General features: G+C 63.9%; 17 protein-coding genes, 4 tRNA genes and 1 pseudogene. 14 read left to right on the top strand and 8 right to left on the bottom strand.

Going from position 1 to position 22887, the window contains the following annotated elements; genetic code table 11:
• The 4 genes and pseudogenes from ASN89_RS28915 to ASN89_RS05580 all read left to right on the top strand — a co-directional run.
• Nucleotides 1-1478, top strand: a pseudogene (locus tag ASN89_RS28915) (hypothetical protein); the annotation flags it as partial.
• A gap of 135 nt (nucleotides 1479-1613) precedes the next feature.
• Complete coding sequence (locus ASN89_RS05590; RefSeq protein ID WP_058048543.1) at nucleotides 1614-2885, top strand: TolC family protein; 1272 nt, start codon at nucleotides 1614-1616, stop codon at nucleotides 2883-2885.
• A 28-nt stretch (nucleotides 2886-2913) separates the two neighbouring features.
• Nucleotides 2914-5046, top strand: a complete 2133-nt coding sequence (locus ASN89_RS05585; RefSeq protein WP_200968978.1) for an ATP-binding cassette domain-containing protein — start codon at nucleotides 2914-2916, stop codon at nucleotides 5044-5046.
• The gene (locus tag ASN89_RS05580) at nucleotides 5043-6212 is read left to right on the top strand and encodes an HlyD family type I secretion periplasmic adaptor subunit (RefSeq protein ID WP_052755812.1); all 1170 of its coding nucleotides are present in this window, start codon (nucleotides 5043-5045) and stop codon (nucleotides 6210-6212) included. The genes ASN89_RS05585 and ASN89_RS05580 overlap by 4 nt, the downstream gene beginning before the upstream one ends.
• Nucleotides 6213-6238: 26 nt before the next feature.
• Here the strand turns inward: ASN89_RS05580 and udk are convergent, their stop codons facing one another.
• The 6 genes from udk to rnr all read right to left on the bottom strand — a co-directional run bounded on the left by udk (nucleotide 6239) and on the right by rnr (nucleotide 12340).
• Nucleotides 6239-6883 carry a uridine kinase gene (udk, locus tag ASN89_RS05575; RefSeq protein WP_046684712.1) on the bottom strand — a complete coding sequence of 215 codons (645 nt, stop codon included), beginning with the start codon at nucleotides 6881-6883 and terminating at the stop codon, nucleotides 6239-6241.
• A gap of 57 nt (nucleotides 6884-6940) precedes the next feature.
• Nucleotides 6941-7444 (bottom strand): DUF2199 domain-containing protein, encoded by a 504-nt coding sequence (locus tag ASN89_RS05570; RefSeq protein WP_058048542.1) that lies wholly within the window; start codon nucleotides 7442-7444, stop codon nucleotides 6941-6943.
• Between the two features lie 13 nt (nucleotides 7445-7457).
• The gene (locus tag ASN89_RS05565; protein WP_046684714.1) at nucleotides 7458-8168 is read right to left on the bottom strand and encodes a YceH family protein; all 711 of its coding nucleotides are present in this window, start codon (nucleotides 8166-8168) and stop codon (nucleotides 7458-7460) included.
• 10 nt (nucleotides 8169-8178) lie between these two features.
• Nucleotides 8179-8928: a serine O-acetyltransferase gene (gene cysE, locus ASN89_RS05560; RefSeq protein ID WP_034784004.1), complete on the bottom strand. Its 750-nt coding sequence runs from the start codon at nucleotides 8926-8928 to the stop codon at nucleotides 8179-8181.
• A gap of 128 nt (nucleotides 8929-9056) precedes the next feature.
• Complete coding sequence (rlmB, locus tag ASN89_RS05555) at nucleotides 9057-9800, bottom strand: 23S rRNA (guanosine(2251)-2'-O)-methyltransferase RlmB (RefSeq protein WP_058048541.1); 744 nt, start codon at nucleotides 9798-9800, stop codon at nucleotides 9057-9059.
• Between the two features lie 14 nt (nucleotides 9801-9814).
• Nucleotides 9815-12340: a ribonuclease R gene (gene rnr, locus ASN89_RS05550; protein ID WP_058048540.1), complete on the bottom strand. Its 2526-nt coding sequence runs from the start codon at nucleotides 12338-12340 to the stop codon at nucleotides 9815-9817.
• 408 nt (nucleotides 12341-12748) lie between these two features.
• On the opposite strand from rnr, the gene ASN89_RS05545 reads away from it, so the two are divergent.
• From ASN89_RS05545 to ASN89_RS05525, 5 genes are all read left to right on the top strand, one after another.
• A tRNA-Leu gene (locus tag ASN89_RS05545) sits at nucleotides 12749-12833 on the top strand.
• Nucleotides 12834-13066: 233 nt separating this feature from the next.
• Nucleotides 13067-15250 carry a heparinase II/III domain-containing protein gene (locus ASN89_RS05540; RefSeq protein ID WP_082654405.1) on the top strand — a complete coding sequence of 728 codons (2184 nt, stop codon included), beginning with the start codon at nucleotides 13067-13069 and terminating at the stop codon, nucleotides 15248-15250.
• 192 nt (nucleotides 15251-15442) lie between these two features.
• A tRNA-Leu gene (locus ASN89_RS05535) sits at nucleotides 15443-15527 on the top strand.
• Nucleotides 15528-15596: 69 nt separating this feature from the next.
• Nucleotides 15597-15681: transfer RNA gene (locus ASN89_RS05530), tRNA-Leu, on the top strand.
• Between the two features lie 75 nt (nucleotides 15682-15756).
• Nucleotides 15757-15841 (top strand) — tRNA-Leu (locus ASN89_RS05525).
• A gap of 91 nt (nucleotides 15842-15932) precedes the next feature.
• On the opposite strand, the gene ASN89_RS05520 is transcribed toward ASN89_RS05525, so the two are convergent.
• Complete coding sequence (locus ASN89_RS05520; protein WP_058048539.1) at nucleotides 15933-16784, bottom strand: SDR family oxidoreductase; 852 nt, start codon at nucleotides 16782-16784, stop codon at nucleotides 15933-15935.
• 116 nt (nucleotides 16785-16900) lie between these two features.
• On the opposite strand from ASN89_RS05520, the gene ASN89_RS05515 reads away from it, so the two are divergent.
• The 4 genes from ASN89_RS05515 (at nucleotide 16901) to phaP (ending at nucleotide 20633) form a co-directional block, all read left to right on the top strand.
• Nucleotides 16901-17329 carry a winged helix-turn-helix transcriptional regulator gene (locus ASN89_RS05515; RefSeq protein WP_058048538.1) on the top strand — a complete coding sequence of 143 codons (429 nt, stop codon included), beginning with the start codon at nucleotides 16901-16903 and terminating at the stop codon, nucleotides 17327-17329.
• Nucleotides 17330-17431: 102 nt separating this feature from the next.
• Nucleotides 17432-19672 carry an ATP-binding protein gene (locus ASN89_RS05510; protein ID WP_058048537.1) on the top strand — a complete coding sequence of 747 codons (2241 nt, stop codon included), beginning with the start codon at nucleotides 17432-17434 and terminating at the stop codon, nucleotides 19670-19672.
• 47 nt (nucleotides 19673-19719) lie between these two features.
• Nucleotides 19720-19914, top strand: coding sequence for a hypothetical protein (locus ASN89_RS05505; protein ID WP_034755105.1), 195 nt, complete (start codon nucleotides 19720-19722; stop codon nucleotides 19912-19914).
• Between the two features lie 107 nt (nucleotides 19915-20021).
• Nucleotides 20022-20633, top strand: coding sequence for a TIGR01841 family phasin (gene phaP / locus ASN89_RS05500; RefSeq protein ID WP_046684733.1), 612 nt, complete (start codon nucleotides 20022-20024; stop codon nucleotides 20631-20633).
• Nucleotides 20634-20749: 116 nt separating this feature from the next.
• Here the strand turns inward: phaP and ASN89_RS05495 are convergent, their stop codons facing one another.
• Nucleotides 20750-21979, bottom strand: a complete 1230-nt coding sequence (locus tag ASN89_RS05495; protein WP_058048536.1) for an MFS transporter — start codon at nucleotides 21977-21979, stop codon at nucleotides 20750-20752.
• A gap of 156 nt (nucleotides 21980-22135) precedes the next feature.
• Here ASN89_RS05495 and ASN89_RS05490 point away from each other — a divergent pair, with 156 nt between their 5' ends.
• Nucleotides 22136-22840, top strand: a complete 705-nt coding sequence (locus ASN89_RS05490) for an SMI1/KNR4 family protein (protein ID WP_058048535.1) — start codon at nucleotides 22136-22138, stop codon at nucleotides 22838-22840.
• The last annotated feature ends 47 nt before the right edge of the window (nucleotides 22841-22887 follow it).

Here is a 22887-nt window from a genome sequence, read left to right as displayed (position 1 = left end):
GGGCGGCGAAAGCCGATGACGCGGCAGCTGCGCTGGCGGCAGCCAACGCCGCCAACGCCCAGGCAGCGCACAACGCCGCCGTCGCCGACGACCAGGCGGCAGCCGATGCCGCCGCCACCGCAGCACTGGCACAAGCGGCTGCCACGGCAGCGGCAGCGGCCGATGCCACCGCCGCCGCCAGCGCCGCCGCAGCGGCAGCGTCACTGCTCGCCGCACAGGCGGCGCAGGCCGACGACACGGCCGCCAACCAGGCAGCGGCCAATGCCGCCGCCGCCACCGCCGCGCACACGGCAGCCATTGCCGCCGACGCCCTGGCTGTCAGCACGGCGGCAACGGCTGCCAGCGCACTGGCAGCGGCCACCGCAGCGCAGAACGCCGACGACGCGGCCGCAGCAACGGCAGCGCAGGCCGCCGCCTCCTTGGCGCTCACCCAGGCGGCGCAGGCCGACGATGCGGCGGCAGCGACTGCCACCATCAACGCCAACAATGCAGCGGCAGCCGCGCTGGCCGCCCATGCCGACGATGCGGCCGCGGCATTGGCGCAGACACAGGCCGCCGCTTCCCTGCTGGCCATGCAAGTGGCGCAAGCCGACGATGCCGCCGCCGCCAGCGCGGCAGCGGCAGCTGTGCAGGCGCATGCCAATGCGAACGCCGCGTATGCGGACGACGCGGCGGCAGCCCAGGCCAATGCCGACGCGCAAGCGGCCGACATCGCCCTGGCGCAAGCGAACGCCATCGCCGCGCAGACCGACGCCAGCGCCCTGGCATCCGTGGCAGCCACGGACGCGGCCCACGCCGCGGCCGTGCAAACCATCGCCGACCAGACCGATGCCGCGGCGCTGACGCAGGCCGCCGATGCGGCAGCGGCAGCGGCCCTGGCAGCGACCCAAACGGCCGACCTGACGGACGCCAACGCCCTGCACTTGGCAGCCGATGCGGCAGCGGCCGCCGCCCTGCAGGCGCAGGCGCAAGCCGACCTGACGGATGCGGGCTCGCTGACGGTGGCGGCGAATGCCGATGCCGCGGCGGCGGCGGCAGCCCAGGCGCAGGCCGACCTGACGGATGCGAGCCAGCTGTTCGTGCTGAGCCAGAATGCCCTGCACAACCCGCTGACGGTAGCCGACTTCAGCACGGGCTTGCCGGCCGCCGGCGGCGACGTCATCGACATGTCGGCCATCGCCGACCTGACGGCATCGGTGGCCGTCGGCGTCAATGTGGGCACGGACTTCAGCAACAACAACCTGTTCATCTTCGACGGCACGTCCGTGTCGATCGGCGCGGCGGCCAGCGCCATCGCGGCCGACGACAGCGTCTTGTCGGGACAGGGTTACATCGTCATCGCCGATGCGCAAAACAGCGGTGCCGTGACGGTATATCACTCGAGTGACCTGAGCAACGCCAACGCCATCGACACGGCGCTGGTGCTGCTCAGCGGGGTGAACATCACGCAGCTGACGGGCGCCAACTTCGTCGTCTGACGCCGTGCACCCACGCCAGGCGCCGCGCCTGGCACGGCAGCGGGAGCGTGCAGCAGCACGCTCCCGCCCCTACCTTGAAATGCTTCAGGCCTGGCGCCGGAAAAATACGGGATGAGATTACGCGGTTTCCCAGCATTGTTTGTACTGCCACGTGGCGCGGCCTTGCTGGCGGCCATGGCCATGGCATCCATCAGCTCCTTCGCCCAGGCCCAGGGCGCCACCGCCTGGAGTTTCGACCAGGTCTTGCAGCAGGCGCTGCAAAACCATCCCGCCGTGCAAGGCAAGCGCTCGGCGCAGGCGGCCGCGCGCGCCGACCTCGATGGCGCGCAGTGGCAGCGCTTCCCCAGCCTGTCGGCCGAAGTTCCCGCAGGGTCGCGTGAAACGGGCGGCGTGGTGCGCATCGAGCAGCCCCTGTGGAGCGGCGGTCGCATCAACGCGGGCATCGATGCGGCCGGCAGCCGGGTCGACGCGGCCGGCGCGGCCATCGAAGAAGAACGCCTGACCCTCTCGCTGCGCGTGATCGCCGCCTACACGGAAGCGCTGCGCCAGACAGCCCGCATGCGCTCGGCCGAAGAGGGTCTTGCCGAACACCAGCGCCTGCTGGACATGATCAAGCGCCGCGTGGCGCAGTCGGTCAGTTCGCAAACGGACCAGCGCCTGGCCGAATCGCGCGCCTACCAGGCGGCCAACGACGTGTCGAATGCGCGCCAGGCGCAGGAAAACGCGCTGGCGCAGCTGTCGCAGCTGGCCGGCAAACCCGTGCGCCTCGTCACCGCCGCCGGCATCGGCGTGGGCGAACCGCTGCCCGACGCCAGCCTGGATCGGGTCATGCGCCAGGCCATCGACTACTCCCCTACCCTGCACCGCCTCGATTTCGAGGCGCAGGCAGCCGATTCCGAGATCACCATGCAGCGCTCGGCCTACATGCCGAAGGTGGTGCTGCGCATGGAAAAGCCCACGGGCGGCGGCATCAATGCCGACAACAGCACGCGCGCCATGCTGGTGCTGCAGGCGCAGCCGGGCGCCGGCTTGTCGGCCAAGGCCGGCGTGGACGCGGCCGTTGCCCGGCGCGAAGGCGCGCGCGCCGCGCACGATGCGGCCGAGCGTGACGTGCGCGAGCGTTTCACCCTGGACTGGAACGAGGCCGAGGCGAGCCGCCAGCGCCTGGGAAACGCGGGCGAAGCCAGCACCACCTCGACGCAGGTATTCGAATCGTATGCGCGCCAGTACGTGATCGGCCGCAAGAGCTGGAACGACGTGCTCAACGCCGTGCGCGAAGCAACCCAGGCGCGCTTTTCGCTGGAAGACACGCGCGCGCAGGCGATTGCCGCCAGCCTGCGCCTGGCCGCGCAGACGGGCACCCTGGCCGGGCGCACGACGCCGGCGGGCCTGGCGCGCGCGAATTGACACCGACACGATGCACACAGGAGACAGCGTGGATACCTCCATCAAACATGGCTTGCTGACACTCATCGAACGGGCCGCCCGCCTGACAGGCCAGCACGTCGCTAGAGCGCGCCTGGCCGACCTGCAGCGCCAGCTCGATGACGTCGACGACAATGGCGCGCCCAGCGCGGTATTGACCACCATCTGGCAGGCGGCCGGCCTGGAAGGCGCGGCGCGTCCGCTGCACGAACCGACGCCGGGCGAGCTGCCGTTTGCCGTCTACAGCGCCAGCACGGGCTGGGGCTTGCTGCAGTCGCGCGGCGCCGACGGCGCCTGGCGCGGCGAAGGCATCGATGGGCGCGCCCTGCAATTGGCCTCGCTGGCGGGCCTCGCTTGCGTGGGCCTGCCGCGCCGCAGCGAAAAAAGCGGCGCCCGCCCCGGTGCGCTGGACCTGGTGCGCAAGGCCCTGTGGCTCAAGAAAAGCGTGTTTGTCGACGCCGTGCTGGCCACCGCGCTCGTGACCCTGCTGACCATGGCCACCTCGCTGTTTTCCATGCAGGTGTACGACCGCGTGATCCCGAACCAGAGCTTCAGCACCCTGTGGGTGCTGGTGGTGGGCGTGGCCCTGTCGATCGGCCTGGAATTCATCCTCAAGCAGGTACGCAGCCGCATCGTCGACCACTCGTGCAATGACGTCGACCATGAATTGTCCGAGTGGTTTTTTCAGCGCATGCTGGGCATCCGCATGGAGGCGCGCCCCGCTTCCGTCGGCACCCTGGCGGCGCAGGTGAAAGGTTTTGAAATGGTGCGCGGCGTACTGACGTCCACCTCGCTGTTCGTACTGACGGACGTACCCTTCGCCCTGATTTTCCTCGCCATGATCACCATCATCGGCGGCTGGCTGGTGGTGGTGCCGCTGGTGGCCCTGCCGCTGGCCCTCGTGTGCGGGCTGATGTTCCAGCGCGCCATCCAGAGCCACACGCGCAAGAACCTCAACGCCAGCAACCGCAAGGCGGGCTTGCTGGTGGAAGCCGTCGATGGCGTGGAAACGCTCAAGGGCAGCAGCGCCGAATGGATGATGCAGGCGCGCTGGGCCGAACTGGTGGCCGAGACCAGCCACGCGGAGCAGAATATCCGCGACTATGCGGCCCTGTCGCAAAACATCACGGCCGCCTTCCAGCAGCTGACCAACGTGGCGCTGATCTCCATGGGCGCGTGGTTCGTGGCCGAGAACCAGATGACCATGGGCGCCCTGATGGCCTGCACCATCATCAGCAACCGCGCGCTGATGCCCATCGTGCAGCTGCCCTCCGTGATGGTGCAGTGGGCGCACGCGCGCGCCTCGATCGACGGCCTGGAACAGGTCATCAGCCTGCCCAACGAGGCCGACAACGCGCAGTTCGCGCTGACGCCGCGCAGCCTCGATACGGGATTGCGCTTCGAACGCATCCGCTTTACGTACGGCGGCGCGCAAAAGGTGGCGCTGGAAGTGGAAAACCTGGCCATCCTCCCCGGCGAACGGGTCGGCCTGGTGGGCGCCATCGGCTCGGGCAAGAGCACCCTGCTGAAACTGGCCTCGGGCCTGTACCAGCCGGCCGAAGGCAAGGTGTACCTGGGCGACGTCGACATGGCCCTGCTGGCGCCGGCCGTGGTGCGTGAAATGGTCGGCTACCTGCCGCAGGAAACGCGGCTGTTCAGCGGCACCCTGCGCGACAACCTGCTATTGGGACTGGCCGACCCCGGCGAGGAAGCGATCCTGGCGGCGGCCAAGCGCACGGGCCTGATCGAGCTGATACTGGGCCAGCCACGGGGGCTGGCGCTGGGCATTACCGAAGGCGGGCGCGGCGTGTCGGGCGGCCAGCGGCAATTGATCGCCGTCACGCGCCTGCTGCTGGCCAAGCCGCGCATCTGGCTGCTCGATGAACCGACGGGGGCCATGGATGCGAAGACGGAGGCGCGCATCGTCGGGCTATTGGGCGAACTGGCGGCCGAAGGCGTGACCATGGTCGCCACCACGCACAAGAACGCCCTGCTGCCCCTGCTCGACCGCCTGGTGGTGCTGCAGGCGGGAAGAGTACTGCTCGACGGCCCGCGCGATGCCGTGCTGGCGAAGCTGTCGGGCAAGCCGCAGGCCGTGCCCAGTCCCGCAACTGCGCCGGTGGCGCAAGGAGCCGTCGCATGAAACTGGCCAAGGTCGAAGCGAAAGAGGAAGCGAAACGGGGCCGGGTGCTGATCTGGAGCTGCACGGCGGCGCTGGCCGGCGTCATCGCCTGGGCTTCATGGGCGGAGCTGGACCAGGTCACGCGCGCCAACGGCCAGGTGATCGCCAGTTCGCGCAACCAGATCATCCAGGTAGCCGATGGCGGCGTGCTGGCCGAACTGCGCGTGCATGAAGGCAGTGTGGTGAAAAAGGGCGAATTGCTGGCCCGTTTCGACCGCACCCGGGCCGAGACGAGCTACCTGGAAAGCACGGCCAAGGCAGCCGGGCTGAAGGCGGCAGTGGCGCGCCTGCAGGCGGAAGTGTTTGGCGGCGCGCCGAAGTTCCCGCCCGAGCTGCAGGCGTTTCCGGAATTTCGCGCCAACCAGCTGGCCCTGTTCAGCAAGCGCCAGGGCGCCGTGCAGGCGGAAGTGGGCTCGCTGGAAAGCGCCATGAAGCTGATCAAGGAAGAGCTGGAAATGAATTTGCCGCTGCTGGAAACGGGGGACGTCAGCCGCGCCGAAGTGCTGAAACTGCGGCGGCAAGTGGTCGACATCCAGGCGCAGATCACCAACCGGCGCAACAAATACCTGCAAGACAGCCAGACGGACCTGGTGAAAGCCCAGGAAGACCTGGCCGGCGTGCTGCAGACGGTGACCCAGCGCAAGGAGCAGCTGGGCTCGACGGACATCTACGCGCCCACGGACGGCATCGTGCGCAACGTGCGCCTCACTACCCTGGGCGGCGTGGCCAAGCCGGGCGAGGAAATCCTGCAGATCGTGCCGACGGACGACGACCTGATCATCGAAGCGAAAGTCAAACCGGCCGACATCGCCTTCATCAAGCCCGGCCTGCCCACGGCCGTCAAACTGGACGCCTACGACTACGGCATCTACGGGCGCCTGCGCGGCACCGTCAGCTACATCAGCGCGGACACCTTAAGTGAAGATAACAAGGGCAACGAGCAGCCCTACTACCGCGTGCAGATCAAGACCAGCGGGCGTAATCTGATGGGCAAGAATGGCGAGCCGATCCTGATCCAGCCCGGCATGACGGCCACCGTGGAAATCAATACGGGCCGCAAGACGGTCTTGCGCTACCTGACAAAACCGATCACCAAGACGTTCTCGGAGTCGATGGGAGAGCGCTGACGTAGCAGGCGTTTAGCCGGCCGGTTTCAAGCTGCCGGTTTCAACTGGCCAATCACGCTGGCCACCTTGGCCGTGATCATGTCGACCGCGGGGCCATTCGCGCCATGCGGCAAGATGACATCGGCATTGCGCTTGGTCGGCTCGATGAATTGCTTGTGCATCGGGCGTACCGTTTCCAGGTACTGCTCGATGACGCTTTCCACCGAACGGCCGCGTTCCGTGATGTCGCGTTGCATGCGGCGGATGAAGCGCACGTCGGAGGCCGTGTCGACAAAGATCTTCAGCGACATCATGTTGCGCAAGTCTTCGTCATACAAGGCAAACAGGCCTTCGATCACGATCACCGGCGCCGGCTTGACGGGGATGGTCCGGTTGGAGCGGTTGTGCAGCGTGAAGTCGTACTCGGGCATCTCGATCGCTTCGCCATTGCGCAAGGCCTGGATATGCTGCACCAGCAATGGCCACTCGAACGCCTGCGGATGGTCGTAGTTCTGCTGGCGCCGGACTTCTGGGGAGAGATGGGTTTGGTCGCAGTAGTAGTCGTCCTGCATCACGACCGAGACCATGTCGGCGCCGAACGACGCCAGCACTTGTTGGGATACGGTGGACTTGCCACTGCCGCTTCCGCCAGCGACACCAATAACAAACGGTTGGAAGGAAATATTATTCATGCCGAATGATACCGGAAACGGGGCTGGACTGACAGGGAGCGGCTGAGAAGCCGGGCCTCACTCGCCATGCGCGAGCTGCGCATACAGCTCGGCCACCCGCTCTGCCGTGATGCCATCGCGCTGTTCGATGGCCAGCGGATGCTCCGTCGGCTCCAGCTCGATGGATGGGCGCACGCCATCGTCGCGCAGGTGGACGCGGGTTTTCAGGTTCAGGGTATCCGGGTACACGGGCAGCTGCGTGCTGAGCCAGCCGAAGAAGGGGCCGATGTGCGCCCGCTGCGCGTCATTGAAGCAGGCATCCCAGGAGTCGAAGCTCTCGCCGCTCAGTGACACCCACACGCCCCAGCTGAACGGCTCATCGGAGCCATGCACGGGGATGTCGATGGTGGCGCGCACGAAGCAGTGCGCTTCGTCGACGATGCAGGCGTCGCTGTCGAGCTGGCAGCGCGCTTCGCGCTCGGCGGGCGCCATCTGCTCATACAGCCACGGCGCATCGGCGCCGAAGCTGGGCATGCCCGTGTGGGTTTCGCCGCAGGAACGGCACAGGAAGGAAAAAGTCACGCCTGCGTGCCCCTCACTCGAACTGCTTGCGGAACGCCTCGAACTGCGCCGCCAGGCCATCGAAGTCGCTGCGCAGTTGCAGCACCTCCTGTTCCAGCTGGGCGACACGGCTGCCCTGCTGCGGCGCGCTGACGGCGCCGGCGTAGCCTGCCGCCGTCTCGATCTGCGCCAGCGCTTCCTCGCCGCCCAGCAAGTGGCCGTAGCGCGGTTCCTTGGCACCGGGTGCGACGGCCAGCTTGGCCACCAGCGGCGGGTATTTGTCGATCAAAAACTGCAGGCCCGACTCCACTTCCGCCACGGACTTGAATTCATGTACGCGGCCGCTGCGGCTGCGGATTTCGCCCGCCGTCTGCAAGCCGCGCAGCATCAGGATCGTCAGGATGGCCAGCTTGTCCTGCTCCAGCGACCACTTGATGCGCATGCGGTGTTCGTACTTGGCGACCCGCGCGCCGGCCTGCGTGATGCCGTTGACGAACTTGCGTTGCATCAGGCGCTGCAGCACGTCGTAGACGGTTTCTTCGGACAGGGCCATGACGGGATCGCGGCTGGACAGCTGGTTGCAGCCGTTCGTCAGCGCGTTGAGCGAGAGCGGATAGCTGTCCGGCGTCAGCGCTTCCTTTTCGGCCAGCACGGCCAGCACGCGGATCTCGAACGGGTCGAGCAGATTCGGATTGTCAGTGCTTTTTTCTGCTGCGTTTTCAGCTATGTTTGCGTCTGTAGTCATACCTGTATCCTTAATCAACCAGCTTGTTCATTTGCTCGGAATCGAATTTATCACACTCGGGCACGCCCTGACAGCAGATGCCCGCCGCCTTCAGTGTGGCGAGGATGGTTTCGATGCGCTGTTCCTGCGCCACGGCATGCGTGATCAGGCCTTGCAGGGCTTTCGACAATGGATCGTCGCCGTTGGGCGTGACGCCATACGCGGCGAACAAATGGGCCGTGCTGCCCTCGCGCAGGGCGCTGACATCCTTTTGCACGATATGCGCGGGGTTGCCCACAGCCGTCGCGCCGGACGGCACGGGTTTCAACAGCACGGCGTTCGAGCCCACCTTGGCGTACTCGCCCACCGTGAAGCTGCCCAGCACCTGCGCGCCGGCGCCGACGATGACGCCGCGCTCCAGGGTCGGATGGCGCTTGGCGCCGCTGTGCAGCGATGTGCCGCCCAGGGTCACGCCCTGGTAGATGGTGCAGTCGTCGCCGACAACGGCCGTCTCGCCGATCACCACGCCGAAGCCATGGTCGATGAAGACGCGCCGGCCGATGACCGCACCCGGATGGATCTCGATGCCCGTGATGATCCGGGCGATATAGGAAATGAAGCGCCCTACCCACTTCATGTGCCGCGTCCAGCACCAGTGCGCCCAGCCATGCATGACGATGGCGTGCAAACCGGGATAACAGGTCAGCACCTCCCAGCCATTGCGGGCGGCCGGGTCACGTTCGATGATGCTGTTGATGTCTTCGCGCAGGTGGTGGAACATAATGACAATGAATAAGGTGGAACGCAAATGGTAGCGTATTCGGCGGCGTGCTGCCGGAGAGGCAGATAAACAACCGCCGCCTCAAGGGCGGCGGCTCAAAGAAGCGCTATAAAACGTTCAGGACGTTCTTAAGCTTCTAAAGCAATCCGCTGGCGGCGGGCTTCATACAAGCACACGCCCGATGCCACGGACACGTTCAGGCTCTCGACGGAGCCGAACATCGGGATGCTGACGAGGATATCGCAGGTGTCGCGCGTCAAGCGACGCATGCCTTCGCCTTCGGAACCCATGACGAGGGCCGTCGGGCCCGTGAAATCGGCTTCGTACAAGCCTTTTTCGCCGTCGTCCGAGGTGCCGATCAGCCAGATGCCGCGATCCTTCAGTTCACGCATGGTGCGCGCCAGATTCGTCACGGTGATGTACGGGACGGTTTCGGCGGCGCCGCTGGCGACCTTGGCGGCCGTGGCGTTCAAGCCCACGGCGCGGTCCTTCGGCACGATGACGGCATGTGCGCCGACGCCGTCGGCCACGCGCAGGCAGGCGCCCAAGTTGTGCGGGTCGGTGATGCCGTCGAGAATCAACAGCAGCGGCGGGCCGTCGATGGCGTCCAGCAGCTCATCGAGATTGCGCGCCAGCGACAGTTGCGAGGCAAACGCGATCACGCCCTGGTGGCGGCGCGTGCCGACGATCTTGTCCAGACGCGACGAGTCGACAGGCATGACGCGCACGTTGGCAGCCTTGGCGGCGGCGATCATGTCCTTCATGCGGCCGTCGACGCGGCTGGCATCGACGAAAATTTCTTCCACGGACGACGCTTCATGACGCAGACGCGAGGTGACGGCGTGGAAGCCGAAAATCATTTTATTCTTCATTATCTATCTATCGCTTATCGCTTGTTCTTGCTTGATTTTGATACAGTTTTTGCTGCACGTGGTGCCGCCGCAGCAGGTGCCGCGGCTGGTTTCTTGCTGCGCTTAGACTCGGCGGCCTTGGGGACTGCCGCCTTGGGAGCGTCCTTGGCTGCAGGCTTGGCTTGCGCCTTGGCGCCATTGGAACGGCCGCCGGTCTTGACGCTATTTTTGATCTCGTGGCGCTGCTCGGTCGCGGGACCGGGCTTGACCATCGATTTCTTTTCGCCCTTGCGCTTGCCGCCAGCTTGCTTGGCCGGCGCTTCTTCGCCCGCCAGTTCCGCATCGGTGACCAGACGCAGGTCGATCTTGCGCGTTTCCAGGTCGACACGCGCCACCTGCACCGTCAAACGGTCGGTCAGCTGGTAACGCTTGCCCGTGCGTTCGCCGCGCAATTCATGGCGCGCATCGTCGTACTGGAAGTAGTCGGTACCCAGCTCGGTGACGTGCACCAGGCCTTCGACAAACAGGGTGTCCAGTTGCACGAACACGCCGAACGTGGTCACGCCCGTGATCGTGCCGGTGAATTCCTCGCCCAGTTTGTCCTGCATGAAGTAGCACTTCAGCCATGCCTCGACGTCGCGCGACGCTTCGTCGGCGCGGCGCTCGTTGGCCGAGCAATGCACGCCCAGCGCGTCCCAGATCGTCAGGTCCGTCTTCTTCGGCTTGCCGTCGGCCTTGTCCTTCGCCTGCTGCTTGCGCGTGGCGTTCGATACGTTCGTGTTCAGCACGGTTTTTTCGGACAGCTTCGGCTCGTATTTCTTGCCTTGCAAGATGGCCTTGATGGCGCGGTGCGTCAGCAGGTCGGGATAGCGGCGGATCGGGCTGGTGAAGTGGGCATACGCCTCGTAGGCCAGGCCGAAGTGGCCGATATTGTCCGGGCTGTAGACGGCTTGCTGCATCGAGCGCAGCAGCATCGTTTGCAGCAGGGCCGCATCGGGACGCTGCTTGATCTGCTGCATCAGGGTCTGGTAATCGGATGCCGATGGCGTGTCGCCGCCCGTCAGGTTCAGGCCAACCTGTTTCAGGAAAGTGCGCACTTGCGTGAGCTTTTCCTTGGTCGGGCTGGCGTGGATGCGGTAGGTGCCTGGGTGCTTGTTACGCAGCAACAGATCGGCTGCGCAAACGTTGGCTGCCAGCATGCACTCTTCGATGATTTTGTGCGCTTCGTTGCGCGTACGGGGAATGATCTTTTCGATCTTGCCCGCGCTATTGCAGACGATATACGTTTCCGTCGTCTCGAAGTCGATGGCGCCCCGCTCCGTGCGTGCTTTCAGCAAGGCGCGGTAGACGGCTTCCAGGTTTTGCAGGTGCGGCAGGATGTCCGCGCGGCGCGCCGCTTCGGGACCCTTGGTGTTGCCCAGCACGGCAGCGACTTCGTCATACGTGAGGCGTGCGGCAGAGTGGATGACGGCCGGATAGAACTGGTAAGCCTTCAGCTCGCCCTTGTCGCTGACGACGGCGTCGCAGACGAGGGTCAGGCGGTCGACGGCCGGGTTCAGCGAGCACAGGCCGTTCGACAGTTTTTCCGGCAGCATCGGGATCACGCGGCGCGGGAAGTAGACGGAGGTGCTACGCTCGAGCGCGTCGATATCGAGCGCGTCGTTCGGTTTCACGTAATGGCTGACGTCGGCAATGGCCACGATCAGGCGGAAGCAGTTGGCGCGGCCGATCTTGACGGGTTCGCAATATACGGCATCGTCGAAATCGCGCGCGTCCTCGCCATCGATGGTCACCAAAGGCACGTCGCGCAGGTCGACACGGTCTTTCAGGTCGGCGGCGCGCACTTCGAACGGCAGCTTTTCAGCTTGCTTGAGGGCGGCGGCGGAAAAGATGTGCGGCACGTTGAATTTGCGCACGGCAATTTCAATTTCCATGCCGGGATCATCCAAAGCGCCCAGCACTTCGACGATCTTGCCGACCGGCTGCTTGAAGCGCATCGGTTGCTCGGTCAGCTCGACGCTGACGATCTGGCCGGCTTTTGCCTTGCCCACCGAACCGGTGACCAGGATGTCCTGGCCGATGCGCTGGTCTTCCGGCGCCACGACCCAGGTGCCGTTTTCCTGGATCAGGCGGCCGATGACGTGGGTATTGGCGCGGTAGGTGACTTCGACAATCGTGCCTTCCGGGCGGCCGCGGCGGTCCGTGCCGACGATGCGGGCCATGACCTTGTCGCCATGCAGTACTTTCTGCATTTCTTTCTCAGGCAGGAACAGGTCGGCGCTCGCGTCGTCGGGAATGACGAAGCCGAAGCCATCGCGGTGGCTGGTGACGCGACCGGCGACAAGCGCGCTCTGGTCGGCCAGGCTGAAAACACCGCTGGCGTCAGACTTGAGCTGGCCGTCGCGCTCCATCGCCTTCAGGCGACGAACGAGGACATCCATGGAATCGGCATGCACTTGCAGCGTTTTCCCGAGAGACTGCGGGTCGAGAGGCGCGTTGACGCTGCGGAATATGCCGAGAATGTCCTCCCGGCTGGGGATGGTGTGGGTATTTTGGCTCAAAAGTATTTCTATAGTTGTTATTGACAGTGATCAAACGGAAGACAAAGACCGATGACATCACCGTCAATATTGACACGGTGATGTCCGGTAGTGTACCGGAGGACGCCTTGGTTTGCCTAACGGACAGCGTAGCGGAAACCGAACAAGTGCCCCGCCGATGAAAAAAAGGAGAAAAGCTGCGCAATGCATTTGACTTCGGCAAATATTGCTCTATAATCTCGGTCTCTTGCAGCGACAAACCTTCACGGGAATGCAGTTGCAGGAAAGCGGTACAGGGTTGATGTGCAGTATGGAGCGAAAGCTCATCTGGCGCAAAACTCTTCAAGTCGCTATAATAGCAGAATTGTTGCTAAGTTATTTGGCAACAAGTACTCGAGCAGTAATGTAGTAAGTCACAGCAGCATCAGTGCCCACGTGGCGGAATTGGTAGACGCGCATGGTTCAGGTCCATGTGCCTTCGGGTGTAGGGGTTCGAGTCCCTTCGTGGGCACCATTACCTAATTCGCAAAAAAGCCGCAAACTTTCACGAGTTTGCGGCTTTTTTCATTTCCGCAGCACGGCACCGACTCGCCTTGAAAAATTATCAAAAAAGAACATTCTCAGCCTATTTGATAGTATATTGACATCTTCTTGGCCGCGCATCGCGCGTGGCTGGCAACAGCCTTACGGAGAGAAGTCATGACATGCAGGCCCCGCAAACACCAACGGATTCTTTTCAGCAGCTTTATGGCATTGAGCCTCGGCGCTGGCGCCAGCCAGGCGGCGGACTGGGTGACCACCCGCTCCAGCAGCCCTGAAATCGTCAAACCGGCACCGGAGCAAGTGAAATTGCAGGTGCAAAATCCGCCGTCCTTTGCCTGGCCGCGACATGCCAGCTATCCCGCGCAATATGTTGTGGAGATTTTACCGCTTGGCGGCACCGCAAGCAGCCACACGGTTTCGCGCAACTTCCTGCTGCCATCGAGCGCACTGCCGCTCGGCGAGTATGAATGGCGCGTGAGCCCGCTCTCCACGCCCCGCAACTGGTCCGATAAACGCCCATTTACCATCGACAGCAATTCACGCACTTTTGTCGTTCCCGAATCGTCCGATCTCGCGGCCACCGTGCGGGCCCACCCGCGCCCGCGCCAGTTGCCAGCCGCCTTCACGCAAGCGAGCGCCTGGGATGCCGCCATGGAGAGCAAGCGGCGCCCCTTCCTGAACCGCCTCGTCAGCGAAGTCAATCTGAATACCACGGCCGTGGCCAGCGTCAACGATGGCCTGTGGACCACGCCCAACGATAGTGGCCAGTACAACCGTATCGCCAATGCCGCCGGCGCCGTGATTCGCCAAATGGAAGCGGCCGCCCTGCTGTTTCGCTTGACACAGGAACGCAGGTATCTGGACGAAGCCATGCTGCGCGGCGACCAGCTGGCCGCGCTGAGCCCGGACGGCCCCACCAGCTATAAAGCGCAGGATCAGGTGGCGCGCATGATTGCCCTGGTACTTGCCAAGGGCGCCGACTTCCTGTGGCTGGACCTGGACGCGCCGCGCCGCGCGCACTGGCTGTCGGTCGCCGCGCAGCGGCTGACACCCATTTATGCGGATCTGTCCGCCGCCGGCGGGCGCCTGGATCAATCCCCCATGGACTCGCACGGCGTCGAAGCACTCGGCTACCTTGCCGCCGCCTCGACCCTGCTGCTCGATGCCAGGCCGGAAGCGCAAGCCTGGTTCGACTTCGCCGTGCGCTCGTACATGCATATCGTCCACGTCTGGAGCGGCCCGGAAGGCGGCTTTGCCAACGGCTCGGCGTATGGCCAGTACACCACCGACATGCAACTGCAATTATGGCAGCCACTGGCCGAAGCCACCGGCGTCAGCCTGTTCAACAAACCCTGGGCTGCGGGATTTGCCAATTATTTCATGCAGTTCATTCCACCAAACGCACCGCGCCATGTCTTCGGCGATGTCCATGAAAGCAAGCCGGACCCGGCGCCACTGAAGGCATATGTGGCGCGCCAGGCCACGCCAGCGGCCGCCTGGTACAGCAGCCAGCCAGGCGCGCAGGAAAATCCCATCACCCTGCTGCAAGCGCCCTACCCGCTTCCCGCCGACACTGTCGCGCCCGAGGCGCCACCCAACGCCATGCTCTTCCCCAGCATCGGCTGGGCCGCCATGCACAGCGACATGAGCAATCCAGCCCGCACTTCCGTCTACTTCAAATCGAGCCCGTTTGGCGCTTTCAATCACAGCCACGGCGATCAAAACAGCCTGGTCATCAACAGCGGCGGCAAGCCATTGCTGATCGAAGCCGGCTACCAGGACTACTATGCATCGCCGCTTTCGCAGAACTGGTACCGCCAGTCGCGTGCGCACAACGCCATCACATTTGATGGCGGGAAAGGTCAATTCATCGAAGGCCATTACGAGATGCGCTACAAAAACGGCAAGATCACGATATTCACGCCCGGCACGGACCTCGATTATGTGGAAGGCGATGCCAGTGCCGCCTACAGCAACGACTTGAGCCTGGCCAGGCGTCAGGTATGGTATTCGCGCCTGAACGACGTGGTGGTGGTGCGCGACAAACTGAACTCCGCGACAGCGCGCACTTTCGAATGGAACATGCATGCACTCAACACCTTGTACCTTTACCCGAATGGCCGGGCCAGCATAGAGAACGGCAGCACCTCGCTTTGCCTGCAATCACTACGGCCAGACGAGGAGCAATTGTCCAGATTCAGCGCCCCCAATCCACCGCTGGAAGCCAGCCAGCAGCATGCCGCCTACGTCAAGACCACCCCGGCCATGGCGGCAGAGTTCCTGATCGTGCTCGATATCGGCTGCAAATCGGTGCCAACCTCGCTGGAACCCGTGCCTGGCGGACGCTTGCTGCAGATAGGCACGCAAACCATCACCCTGCCGCAATAAGCGCCCAATGCCTGTTTTTGCCAAAAAAACAGGCAGACTTATCCTCCCTTTCATAGGGAAATGCCTTTTTTCAGGGGAAAAGGGTGTTTCTTGAAGAAAAGTGCAAAATGTTGATTGACCGAATGCGCGCCAGCCCTTATGATTTTGTCCTCGCTGCAGAACACGCAGCGACAAGCAGCAAGCAGTAACAATGCCCACGTGGCGGAATTGGTAGACGCGCATGGTTCAGGTCCATGTGCCTTCGGGTGTAGGGGTTCGAGTCCCTTCGTGGGCACCACCAGCAACGAGTTGTTCATCGTTGTGATCCGCAGTAAAGTAGCAAGATTGCAGTAACAAGCAGCACAATGCCCACGTGGCGGAATTGGTAGACGCGCATGGTTCAGGTCCATGTGCCTTCGGGTGTAGGGGTTCGAGTCCCTTCGTGGGCACCACCAGCAACGGGTTGTTTTCGTTGTAGTCCGCAGTACAGTAGTGAGATATAGCAGTAAGCAACAAGCAGCATCAGTGCCCACGTGGCGGAATTGGTAGACGCGCATGGTTCAGGTCCATGTGCCTTCGGGTGTAGGGGTTCGAGTCCCTTCGTGGGCACCATTACCTAATTCGCAAAAAAGCCGCAAACTTTCACGAGTTTGCGGCTTTTTTCATTTCCGGATGCCGTGCTGCCACGGCATCCTCCCTCCCCTTACTTCGCCAGCGCCGCCTTGACGGCGTCAAGCAGGCTCGTCGTCGGACGGCCGATCAACGCGCTCAATTGCTTGCCATGATCCTCCAGGCCGCCCTTGGCCACACCCGCGTCGGAGTCGGCCAGCAGCTCGGCAAAGCCTTCCGGCACGCCCACGCTCACCAGCGCCGCCTTGAAGTCCGCCTGCGGCAAATCCTTGTACACAATCGTCTTGCCCGACTGGCGCGCCACTTCGGCCGCATATTCCGTCAGGGTAAAGCCCTGGTCGCCAGCCAGTTCATAGATGGCTTGCGGTTTATCCGCCGTCAGCACGGCAGCGGCGGCGGCGGCATAATCAGCGCGCGCGGCCGACGAGAAGCGGCCGTTTTGCGCCGCACCCAGCACGACGCCATGCTCGAGCACGGGCGCCAGGTGTTCCGTGTGGTTTTCCAGGTACCAGCCGTTGCGCAGGAAACTGTAAGGCAGGCCGGAGGCGCGGATGGCCGCTTCCGTGGTCACGTGCTCGGCGGCCAGGCCCAGCGGCGATGTGTCGGCGCGCAAGACGCTGGTATAGGCCAGCAGGGATACGCCGGCGCGCTTGGCCGCATCGATGACGTTCTGGTGCTGCTGGGCGCGCTGACCCACTTCGCTCGACGAAATCAGCAGGATTTTCGTTGCGCCCTTGAACGCCGCATCGAGGCTGGCGCCATCGTTGTAATCGGCCTGGCGCACTTGCACGCCCTGGGCGGCCAGGTCGGCGGCCTTGGCCGGGTTGCGCACGGCGGCAATGATGTTGGCTGCGGGAACGGATTTGAGCAGGCTGGCGATGACGTGCTGGCCCAGATTGCCTGTGGCGCCGGTGATGACGATCATGATTTCTCCTTGGTACGTGGGTGGTAAAACCCTATAATAGGACTATTACTTACTTATTGTAAGTACGTACCTTTTGGTAAGTATGAATGAAATTTCAATTTATAGGGCCAACTATCATGTCCACAGACACTCCCGGCGCCAGCCTGCGCGCCGCCCTAGCCCGGCAAACCCAGGACGCCCATCTGATGGCCGCCGCCTGCCCCTCGCGCGCCGTGCTCAGCCACCTGACCAGCCGCTGGGCCGTGCTGGTGCTGGTACTGCTGCTGAGCGGCACGCGGCGCTTCAGCGAACTGCGCCGTGAAGTGGGCGGCGTCAGCGAAAAAATGCTGGCGCAAACCCTGGAAGCGCTGGCGGGCGACGGTTTCGTGCTGCGCCAGGCGTATCTGGTGATACCGCCCAAGGTGGAATACAGCCTCACGCCGCTGGGACGCGAAGCGGCCGAACGCCTGGCCGTGCTGGTCGACTGGATCGAGGATAACTACCCGCGCATCGAGCAGGCGCGCGCCGACCTGGCAGCGGCGCCCGCAGCGCAAAACGCCGCGTGAACGAGACCCATCCGCATTGCTTTGAGTCATCAAGAATTATCGTTTACTCCTACTTGCCTTGATGTAATACTAGGCCCATGAACCGCGTAAGGGCGCGACACCATGAATCAGTTGATTTCTTCCATCACCGACCGGGCCAATGTGCTGCTGGTCAGCAATTCGCCGAACGAAGTGCGCGAACTGCTGTATGTGCTGGACCGGCATAACCTGGGCACGGGACTGGCGGGCGATATCGACGAAGGCGTGGAACTGGCGGCCGGCGGCACGGACCTGATCCTGCTCGACGCAGCCCTGGCGGGCTCGAATATCGGCGCCACCTGCATGCGCTTGCGCAATGCGGGCGGACGCCACAGCGTGCCCCTGCTGCTGATGTCGGCCACGCCCAGCGCCGAGGAACAGGGCCGCAGCGTGGGCGCCGGCGCCTCCGACTACATCAAGATGCCCTTCAATGCGCGCGACGTGGCGGAAAAAATCCTCATGGAACTGGCGCTGCACAAGGCCGAGGCGCCCGCGCCGCGTGCGACCACGCCGCCGCGCCCCCTGCATCCGCAAACGCTGGAAGTCAATTACCACTCGATCCTGGCAGGCTCGCCCGACGCCGTGCTGCTGTTCGATATCGACAATGGCCTGCTGATCGACGCCAACCACCTGGCCGAAGAGTTGTTCGGCATGCCGCTGGCCGAGCTGCTGCAAGGCGGCATGGAGCCGCTGTTCCCTCAGCATCAGAGCGATGGACGCGCCTCGCCGCAGCTGCTGGAAGAAAAGATCCGCGATACCTTGCAAGGCAAGATCGTCGTCTTCCGCGCCAGCTGCTGCCACCGCGACAGCCGCCCGATCGCCTGCGAAATCCGGCTGATGCGCCTGTCCGTGCCGGGCCGCCAGCTCGTGCATGCGCGCATCATCGACTTGACCGAACGCAACCTCGCCGAAGCGATGCGCTCGGGCCAGAGCGCCCTGCTGGAAATGGTCGCCAAGGGCGCGCCCCTGATTCCCACCCTGAACCAGTTGCTGCGGCTGATCGAAGGCCAGTCGCGCGGCGTGCTCTGCTCCATCATGCTGCTCGACGATGACGGCATCCACATGCACAGCGCGGCCGGTCCCAGCCTGCCGCCCGACTACATGGCACTGCTCGAAGGCGTGGCCATCGGCCCCGGCGTGGGCTCTTGCGGCACGGCCATGTTCCTGCGCGAACCCGTGGTCGTCAGCGACATCATGTGCGATCCGCTGTGGGCGCCCTACCGCGAGCTGGCCGCGCCGTTCGGCTTGCGCGCCTGCTGGTCGCGCCCCATCTTCGGCCAGGATGGCGCCGTGCTCGGTTCCTTCGCCATGTACTACCGCGATGTGCGCAAGCCCGATGCGCGCGACCTGGAGCTGATCGACACGGCGACCGACCTGGCCGGCATTGCAATTGGCCGCATGCGCCACGAACGCGAGCTGCAGCGCCACCGCACCCACCTGGAAGAGCTGGTGGCCGAACGCACGGCGGCCCTGACGCAGGCCAAGGAACACTCGGAACAGACGAACCGCGAGTTGGCCGCCGCACTGGAAAACCTGTCCATCACGCAGGAGGAACTGGTGCGCCGCGATAAGCTGGCCGCGCTCGGCGCGCTGGTGGCCGGCATCGCGCATGAACTCAATACGCCGATCGGCAACGGCCTGGTGGTGGCCACCACGATGGCCGAGCGCACGCGCGAAATCCAGGCCAGCTTCCTCGACGGCTTGCGCCGCTCCGAACTGGGCGCCTACCTGACCCAGGCCAGCGAAGCGGACGCCATCATGCTGCGCAACCTGCAGCGCGCGGCCGACCTCGTCTCGAGCTTCAAGCAGATCGCCGTCGACCGCGCCAGCTCGCAGCGCCGCCACTTCCTGCTGCGCCAGTTCGTGGCCGAGCTGATGCTGCCCCTGTCCACGCAGCTCAAGGCCGCCGGTCTGACGCTGACGCAGGACGTGCCGGAGGACCTGGCCATGGACAGCTATCCCGGTCCGCTGGGCCAGGTGCTGAGCAACCTGCTGGAAAACTGCCTGCGCCACGCCTTCGAGGGCTGCAGCGGCGGCGCCATTAACGTCAGGGCGCGCGGCAGCGACGACGGGCAAACGATTACGCTGTCCATCGCCGACACGGGCGTGGGCATCGCCGCCGACGACCTCGTGCACGTCTACGACCCCTTCTTCACGACCAAGCTCGGTTCCGGCGGCTCGGGCCTGGGCCTGCATGTGGCGCACAACATCGTCACGGGCGTGCTGGGCGGCCATATCGACGCCACCAGCCGCACCGGCAACGCCAGCGGCACCACCTTTACCCTGCAGCTGCCCGCCACGGCGCCGCAATCGCCCGCGCCCTGAACGGCAAGCGCGCTACAATGCCCGTAAGCAATTCTTTCGGAGCACCCATGAAATACCTGATCGCCACGGCCCTGCTGGCAGTTTGCGCCTGCGCAATGGCCGGACCTGCCCCCTGGTACAAGTGGCGCAGCAAGATCGACGGCACCCTGTCGTGCGCCCAGTCCACCCTGGGATTTGGCTGGGAACTGGCCTCGGGACCGTACAAAGATAGCCGTTGCGAAAAACCGGCGCTTGTTAAATAATGGGGCCATGACCACACGGGGCACCGGCTTGAAAGCAAGCGATGGCATTGCGGCGTCGAAAGAGTATGGAACGATAAGAACGTATCTATTCAAACCGAGGAGACCACATGTTTACGAATCCCGAACAATTCGCATCGGCCACCAAGGCCCTGTTTGAATTCCAGCTGATGACCTTCAACACCCTCACCTCGAAGGCCGTGCAAGGCGTGGAACAGGTGCTGGCATTGAATATGGCCACCGCCAAGTCCGGCATCGAGGATGGCCTTGCCGCCGGCAAGGAAATCAGCCAGGCCAAGGATCCGAAGGCCGCCATGGCCGCCGCCGCCGCCCAGCTGCAACCGGGCGTGGCCGGCGCCAAAGCGTATAAACAGCAACTCGACGACATCATCAAGGAAATCCACACGGAATTCACCACGGCCGCAGAAGCCCACGTGGCCGAAGCGAAAAGCAATCTGAGCGCGCTGATCTACGACGTCACAAAAAACGTGCCTCCAGGCTCGGAAAACGCCGTCGCCATCGTCAAGGCCGCCATCGACAACGCCTTCCTCGGCTACGAGCAAGTGACCAAGGCCACGAAACAGGCCGTGAAGACTGTCGAAGAGCAAATCGCCAAGGCCAGCGCACAGGTAGCGCAAGCGACGGAAAAAGCCACGAGCGGCGCCACTGCCGCGGCTGAAAAAGCGGCGCCGACGGCCAAGCCGAAGGCTGCTAAAAAGTAAGCGATGTAGGTCGGATTACGCGCTTGCGCGCTAATCCGACCTACCTGACCTACAATGAATCCACCGGCAGGTTCCAGTATTCACCTCCTCCCATACCCCCGAAAGATGGTCCGCTACTAGCTGCAGAAATCCTCGCATGCCTTCGCCTCGACGGCGCCTTCCAGCTGGCGGCGCCAGGCCGCCATGCGCCACGCGGCCCAGGCGGCGGACAAGGCGCCCGCGACGAGTATCAGCCGCGTATCGATCAGGGTCAGCACGGAACCGCTGAGGGCGACGACGATATTGGCGATGCAAAACGTCGTGGCCAGCAAACCCATCACGGCGCCCTGTCCATGCGCGCTGAAGCGCTCGGCGCACCAGCCCTGTATCACCGTGTTGTACAGTGCATTCGGAATACCGAACAGCACGATGGCGGCGATGCCCACCCAAATATTACCCAGCGCCAAAATCCCTACGGCCAGCGCCACGCCGCACGCGTACCAGCTGGCGCGCAGCAGCGGCGCATGGCGGCTGGGTCCGCCCGCCAGCAAGGAGGTGATGGTCATCGTGCCGCACAGGCCCACATTCACCCAGGCAATCTCCCGCGCATGGTAATTGGCCGTCTCGACCAGCCACAGCGGATAGAACTCGTAAAAGCTGGCTACGCCGCAGGTCAGCGCCAGTTGCACGATGAACAGGGTGCGCAGCTCCTCATGGCGCAGGAGGTTCAGCGAATGGCGGTCGCGCGCCACTTGCCACCACGACGTCGTCAACAGCGAGGGCGTTTCACGCTGTAAACCCACGGCCACCAGCACGGCGACCAGCATCAGGGCGGCGGCGGCGATCCAGAACGGCACCGTCACGCCCCAATGCAAGGTCGCGCCCGCCAGAATCGGGCCCACCAGCCAGCCCAGGTAAAACGCGCCGTTCAGCCACGACATGGCGCGCAGGCGCAGCGGACCCGTCAACTGGTCGGCCAGCATGGCGCGCGCCACGGCGCCGTTCCCTTCCAGCAAACCCGTAATGAAACGGGCGACGATGAATAGCGGGTAGGATTGGATCACCAGCGCCCAGGCCGTGATGGCGTGGCCGATGGCGGCGCCCACGGCCGTGCGCATCAGCAAGGGACGGCGGCCATAGCGGTCCGACAAGGGACCCAGCAAGGCCGAGCCGATCAGCAAGCCCAGCGGGTTGATGGTCAACGCCAGGCCGAACAGCAATTTCGACGGCAAGCCCAGGAAATTATTGAAGGCATTCGGCGCCTCTGCCGCGAACAGGGGTGGCAGGATAGGGTATGGCAACGAGGCGCCGATGGTCGACAGCAGCGCCAGCAGGCAGGCGGCGGAAATCAGGATGATGTTTTTCATGCGGGTTCGGCGGATGTTAGTCTGGCAAGCATACGTGACCATGCCACACAAGCAAACTTAAATGTTTATTAATGATGTCCATCGTTGCTGCCGTGAAGCGTGCGAGGCGCGGCCTCGGCTATCATGCCCACACGAATCACGTTTAACGGGGCAAACATGACACTGTCAGAAATTGAACAGCAGCACGGCTTCACCTATCCCGCATTGTATCGGCAGCTGGAGCGCGACGGCATGCTGGCCGTGGGCGAATACGGCCCCGACTGGTACAAGCTGGTCTATCCCACCTTGACGGAGCGGCCCACCCTGCTGCTGCATGCGGACGATTTCGAATTGCTCAACATCGAGGCCGTCGCCGCGGAAGCGGAAACCTTGCTGGATACGGACGATTACCGGCAGATCGATCCCGCCTTCCAGTTCATCCCGTTTGCGCAAACGGGCGCGGGCGACCACTACTGCTTTTTCGCCTCAGGCCAGCAGGACGGCGAGATGCCCGTCGTGCTGCTGTGGCATGACGAGAATGAAGCCCAGCACCTGGCGAAAAACCTGCAAGATTTCATCGTTCACATGCTGTTGAACAGCATGGCCGACCAAGATACGTACAACGACGTCAGCGACGAGGCATTCAAGGAGCAACTGACAAAAACCCTGGGCACGCATGCGCGCTACCTGACGGCGCGGCAAGCCGAAGTGCTGCAGGCCTTGCTGGCAAGAGACATCATCGATTACGACGTGGCGCTGCCGAAGGGGTGCAAAGAGGCGCACCGGGGCTTGCTGACCGATATGGAACTGGCCAGCCTGCGCGCGAAACTGATTCCCTACGAAAAGTTCGACAGCAGTTTTGCCTACAGCACGGCTGACTGAACATAAAATCGCTGGGCAAGCGGCGGCTGAAGGTTTAAACTGTATAT

Origin of the sequence: Janthinobacterium sp. Ant5-2-1, assembly GCF_001445815.1 — a bacterium.
GTDB classification, from domain to species: Bacteria; Pseudomonadota; Gammaproteobacteria; order Burkholderiales; family Burkholderiaceae_D; genus Janthinobacterium; species Janthinobacterium lividum_E.
The sequence above is the reverse complement of the archived record's forward strand: the minus strand, read 5'-3'. Positions and strand labels throughout refer to the sequence as shown.

Excerpts from the sequence above, each read along its gene's own strand:
- rlmB (WP_058048541.1), bottom strand. The coding sequence starts at position 9,800 with ATGAAGAATAAAATGATTTTCGGCTTCCACGCCGTCACCTCGCGTCTG.
- ASN89_RS05520 (WP_058048539.1), bottom strand. The coding sequence starts at position 16,784 with ATGATCGTCATCACCGGCGCCACAGGCAATCTGGGCCAGCACGTCATC.
- ASN89_RS05510 (WP_058048537.1), top strand. The coding sequence starts at position 17,432 with ATGAATCAGTTGATTTCTTCCATCACCGACCGGGCCAATGTGCTGCTG.
- cysE (WP_034784004.1), bottom strand. The coding sequence starts at position 8,928 with ATGTTCCACCACCTGCGCGAAGACATCAACAGCATCATCGAACGTGAC.
- udk (WP_046684712.1), bottom strand. The coding sequence starts at position 6,883 with ATGAATAATATTTCCTTCCAACCGTTTGTTATTGGTGTCGCTGGCGGA.
- phaP (WP_046684733.1), top strand. The coding sequence starts at position 20,022 with ATGTTTACGAATCCCGAACAATTCGCATCGGCCACCAAGGCCCTGTTT.
- ASN89_RS05540 (WP_082654405.1), top strand. The coding sequence starts at position 13,067 with ATGGCATTGAGCCTCGGCGCTGGCGCCAGCCAGGCGGCGGACTGGGTG.
- ASN89_RS05505 (WP_034755105.1), top strand. The coding sequence starts at position 19,720 with ATGAAATACCTGATCGCCACGGCCCTGCTGGCAGTTTGCGCCTGCGCA.
- ASN89_RS05515 (WP_058048538.1), top strand. The coding sequence starts at position 16,901 with ATGTCCACAGACACTCCCGGCGCCAGCCTGCGCGCCGCCCTAGCCCGG.
- ASN89_RS05495 (WP_058048536.1), bottom strand. The coding sequence starts at position 21,979 with ATGAAAAACATCATCCTGATTTCCGCCGCCTGCCTGCTGGCGCTGCTG.
- ASN89_RS05490 (WP_058048535.1), top strand. The coding sequence starts at position 22,136 with ATGACACTGTCAGAAATTGAACAGCAGCACGGCTTCACCTATCCCGCA.
- ASN89_RS05565 (WP_046684714.1), bottom strand. The coding sequence starts at position 8,168 with ATGACTACAGACGCAAACATAGCTGAAAACGCAGCAGAAAAAAGCACT.
- ASN89_RS05580 (WP_052755812.1), top strand. The coding sequence starts at position 5,043 with ATGAAACTGGCCAAGGTCGAAGCGAAAGAGGAAGCGAAACGGGGCCGG.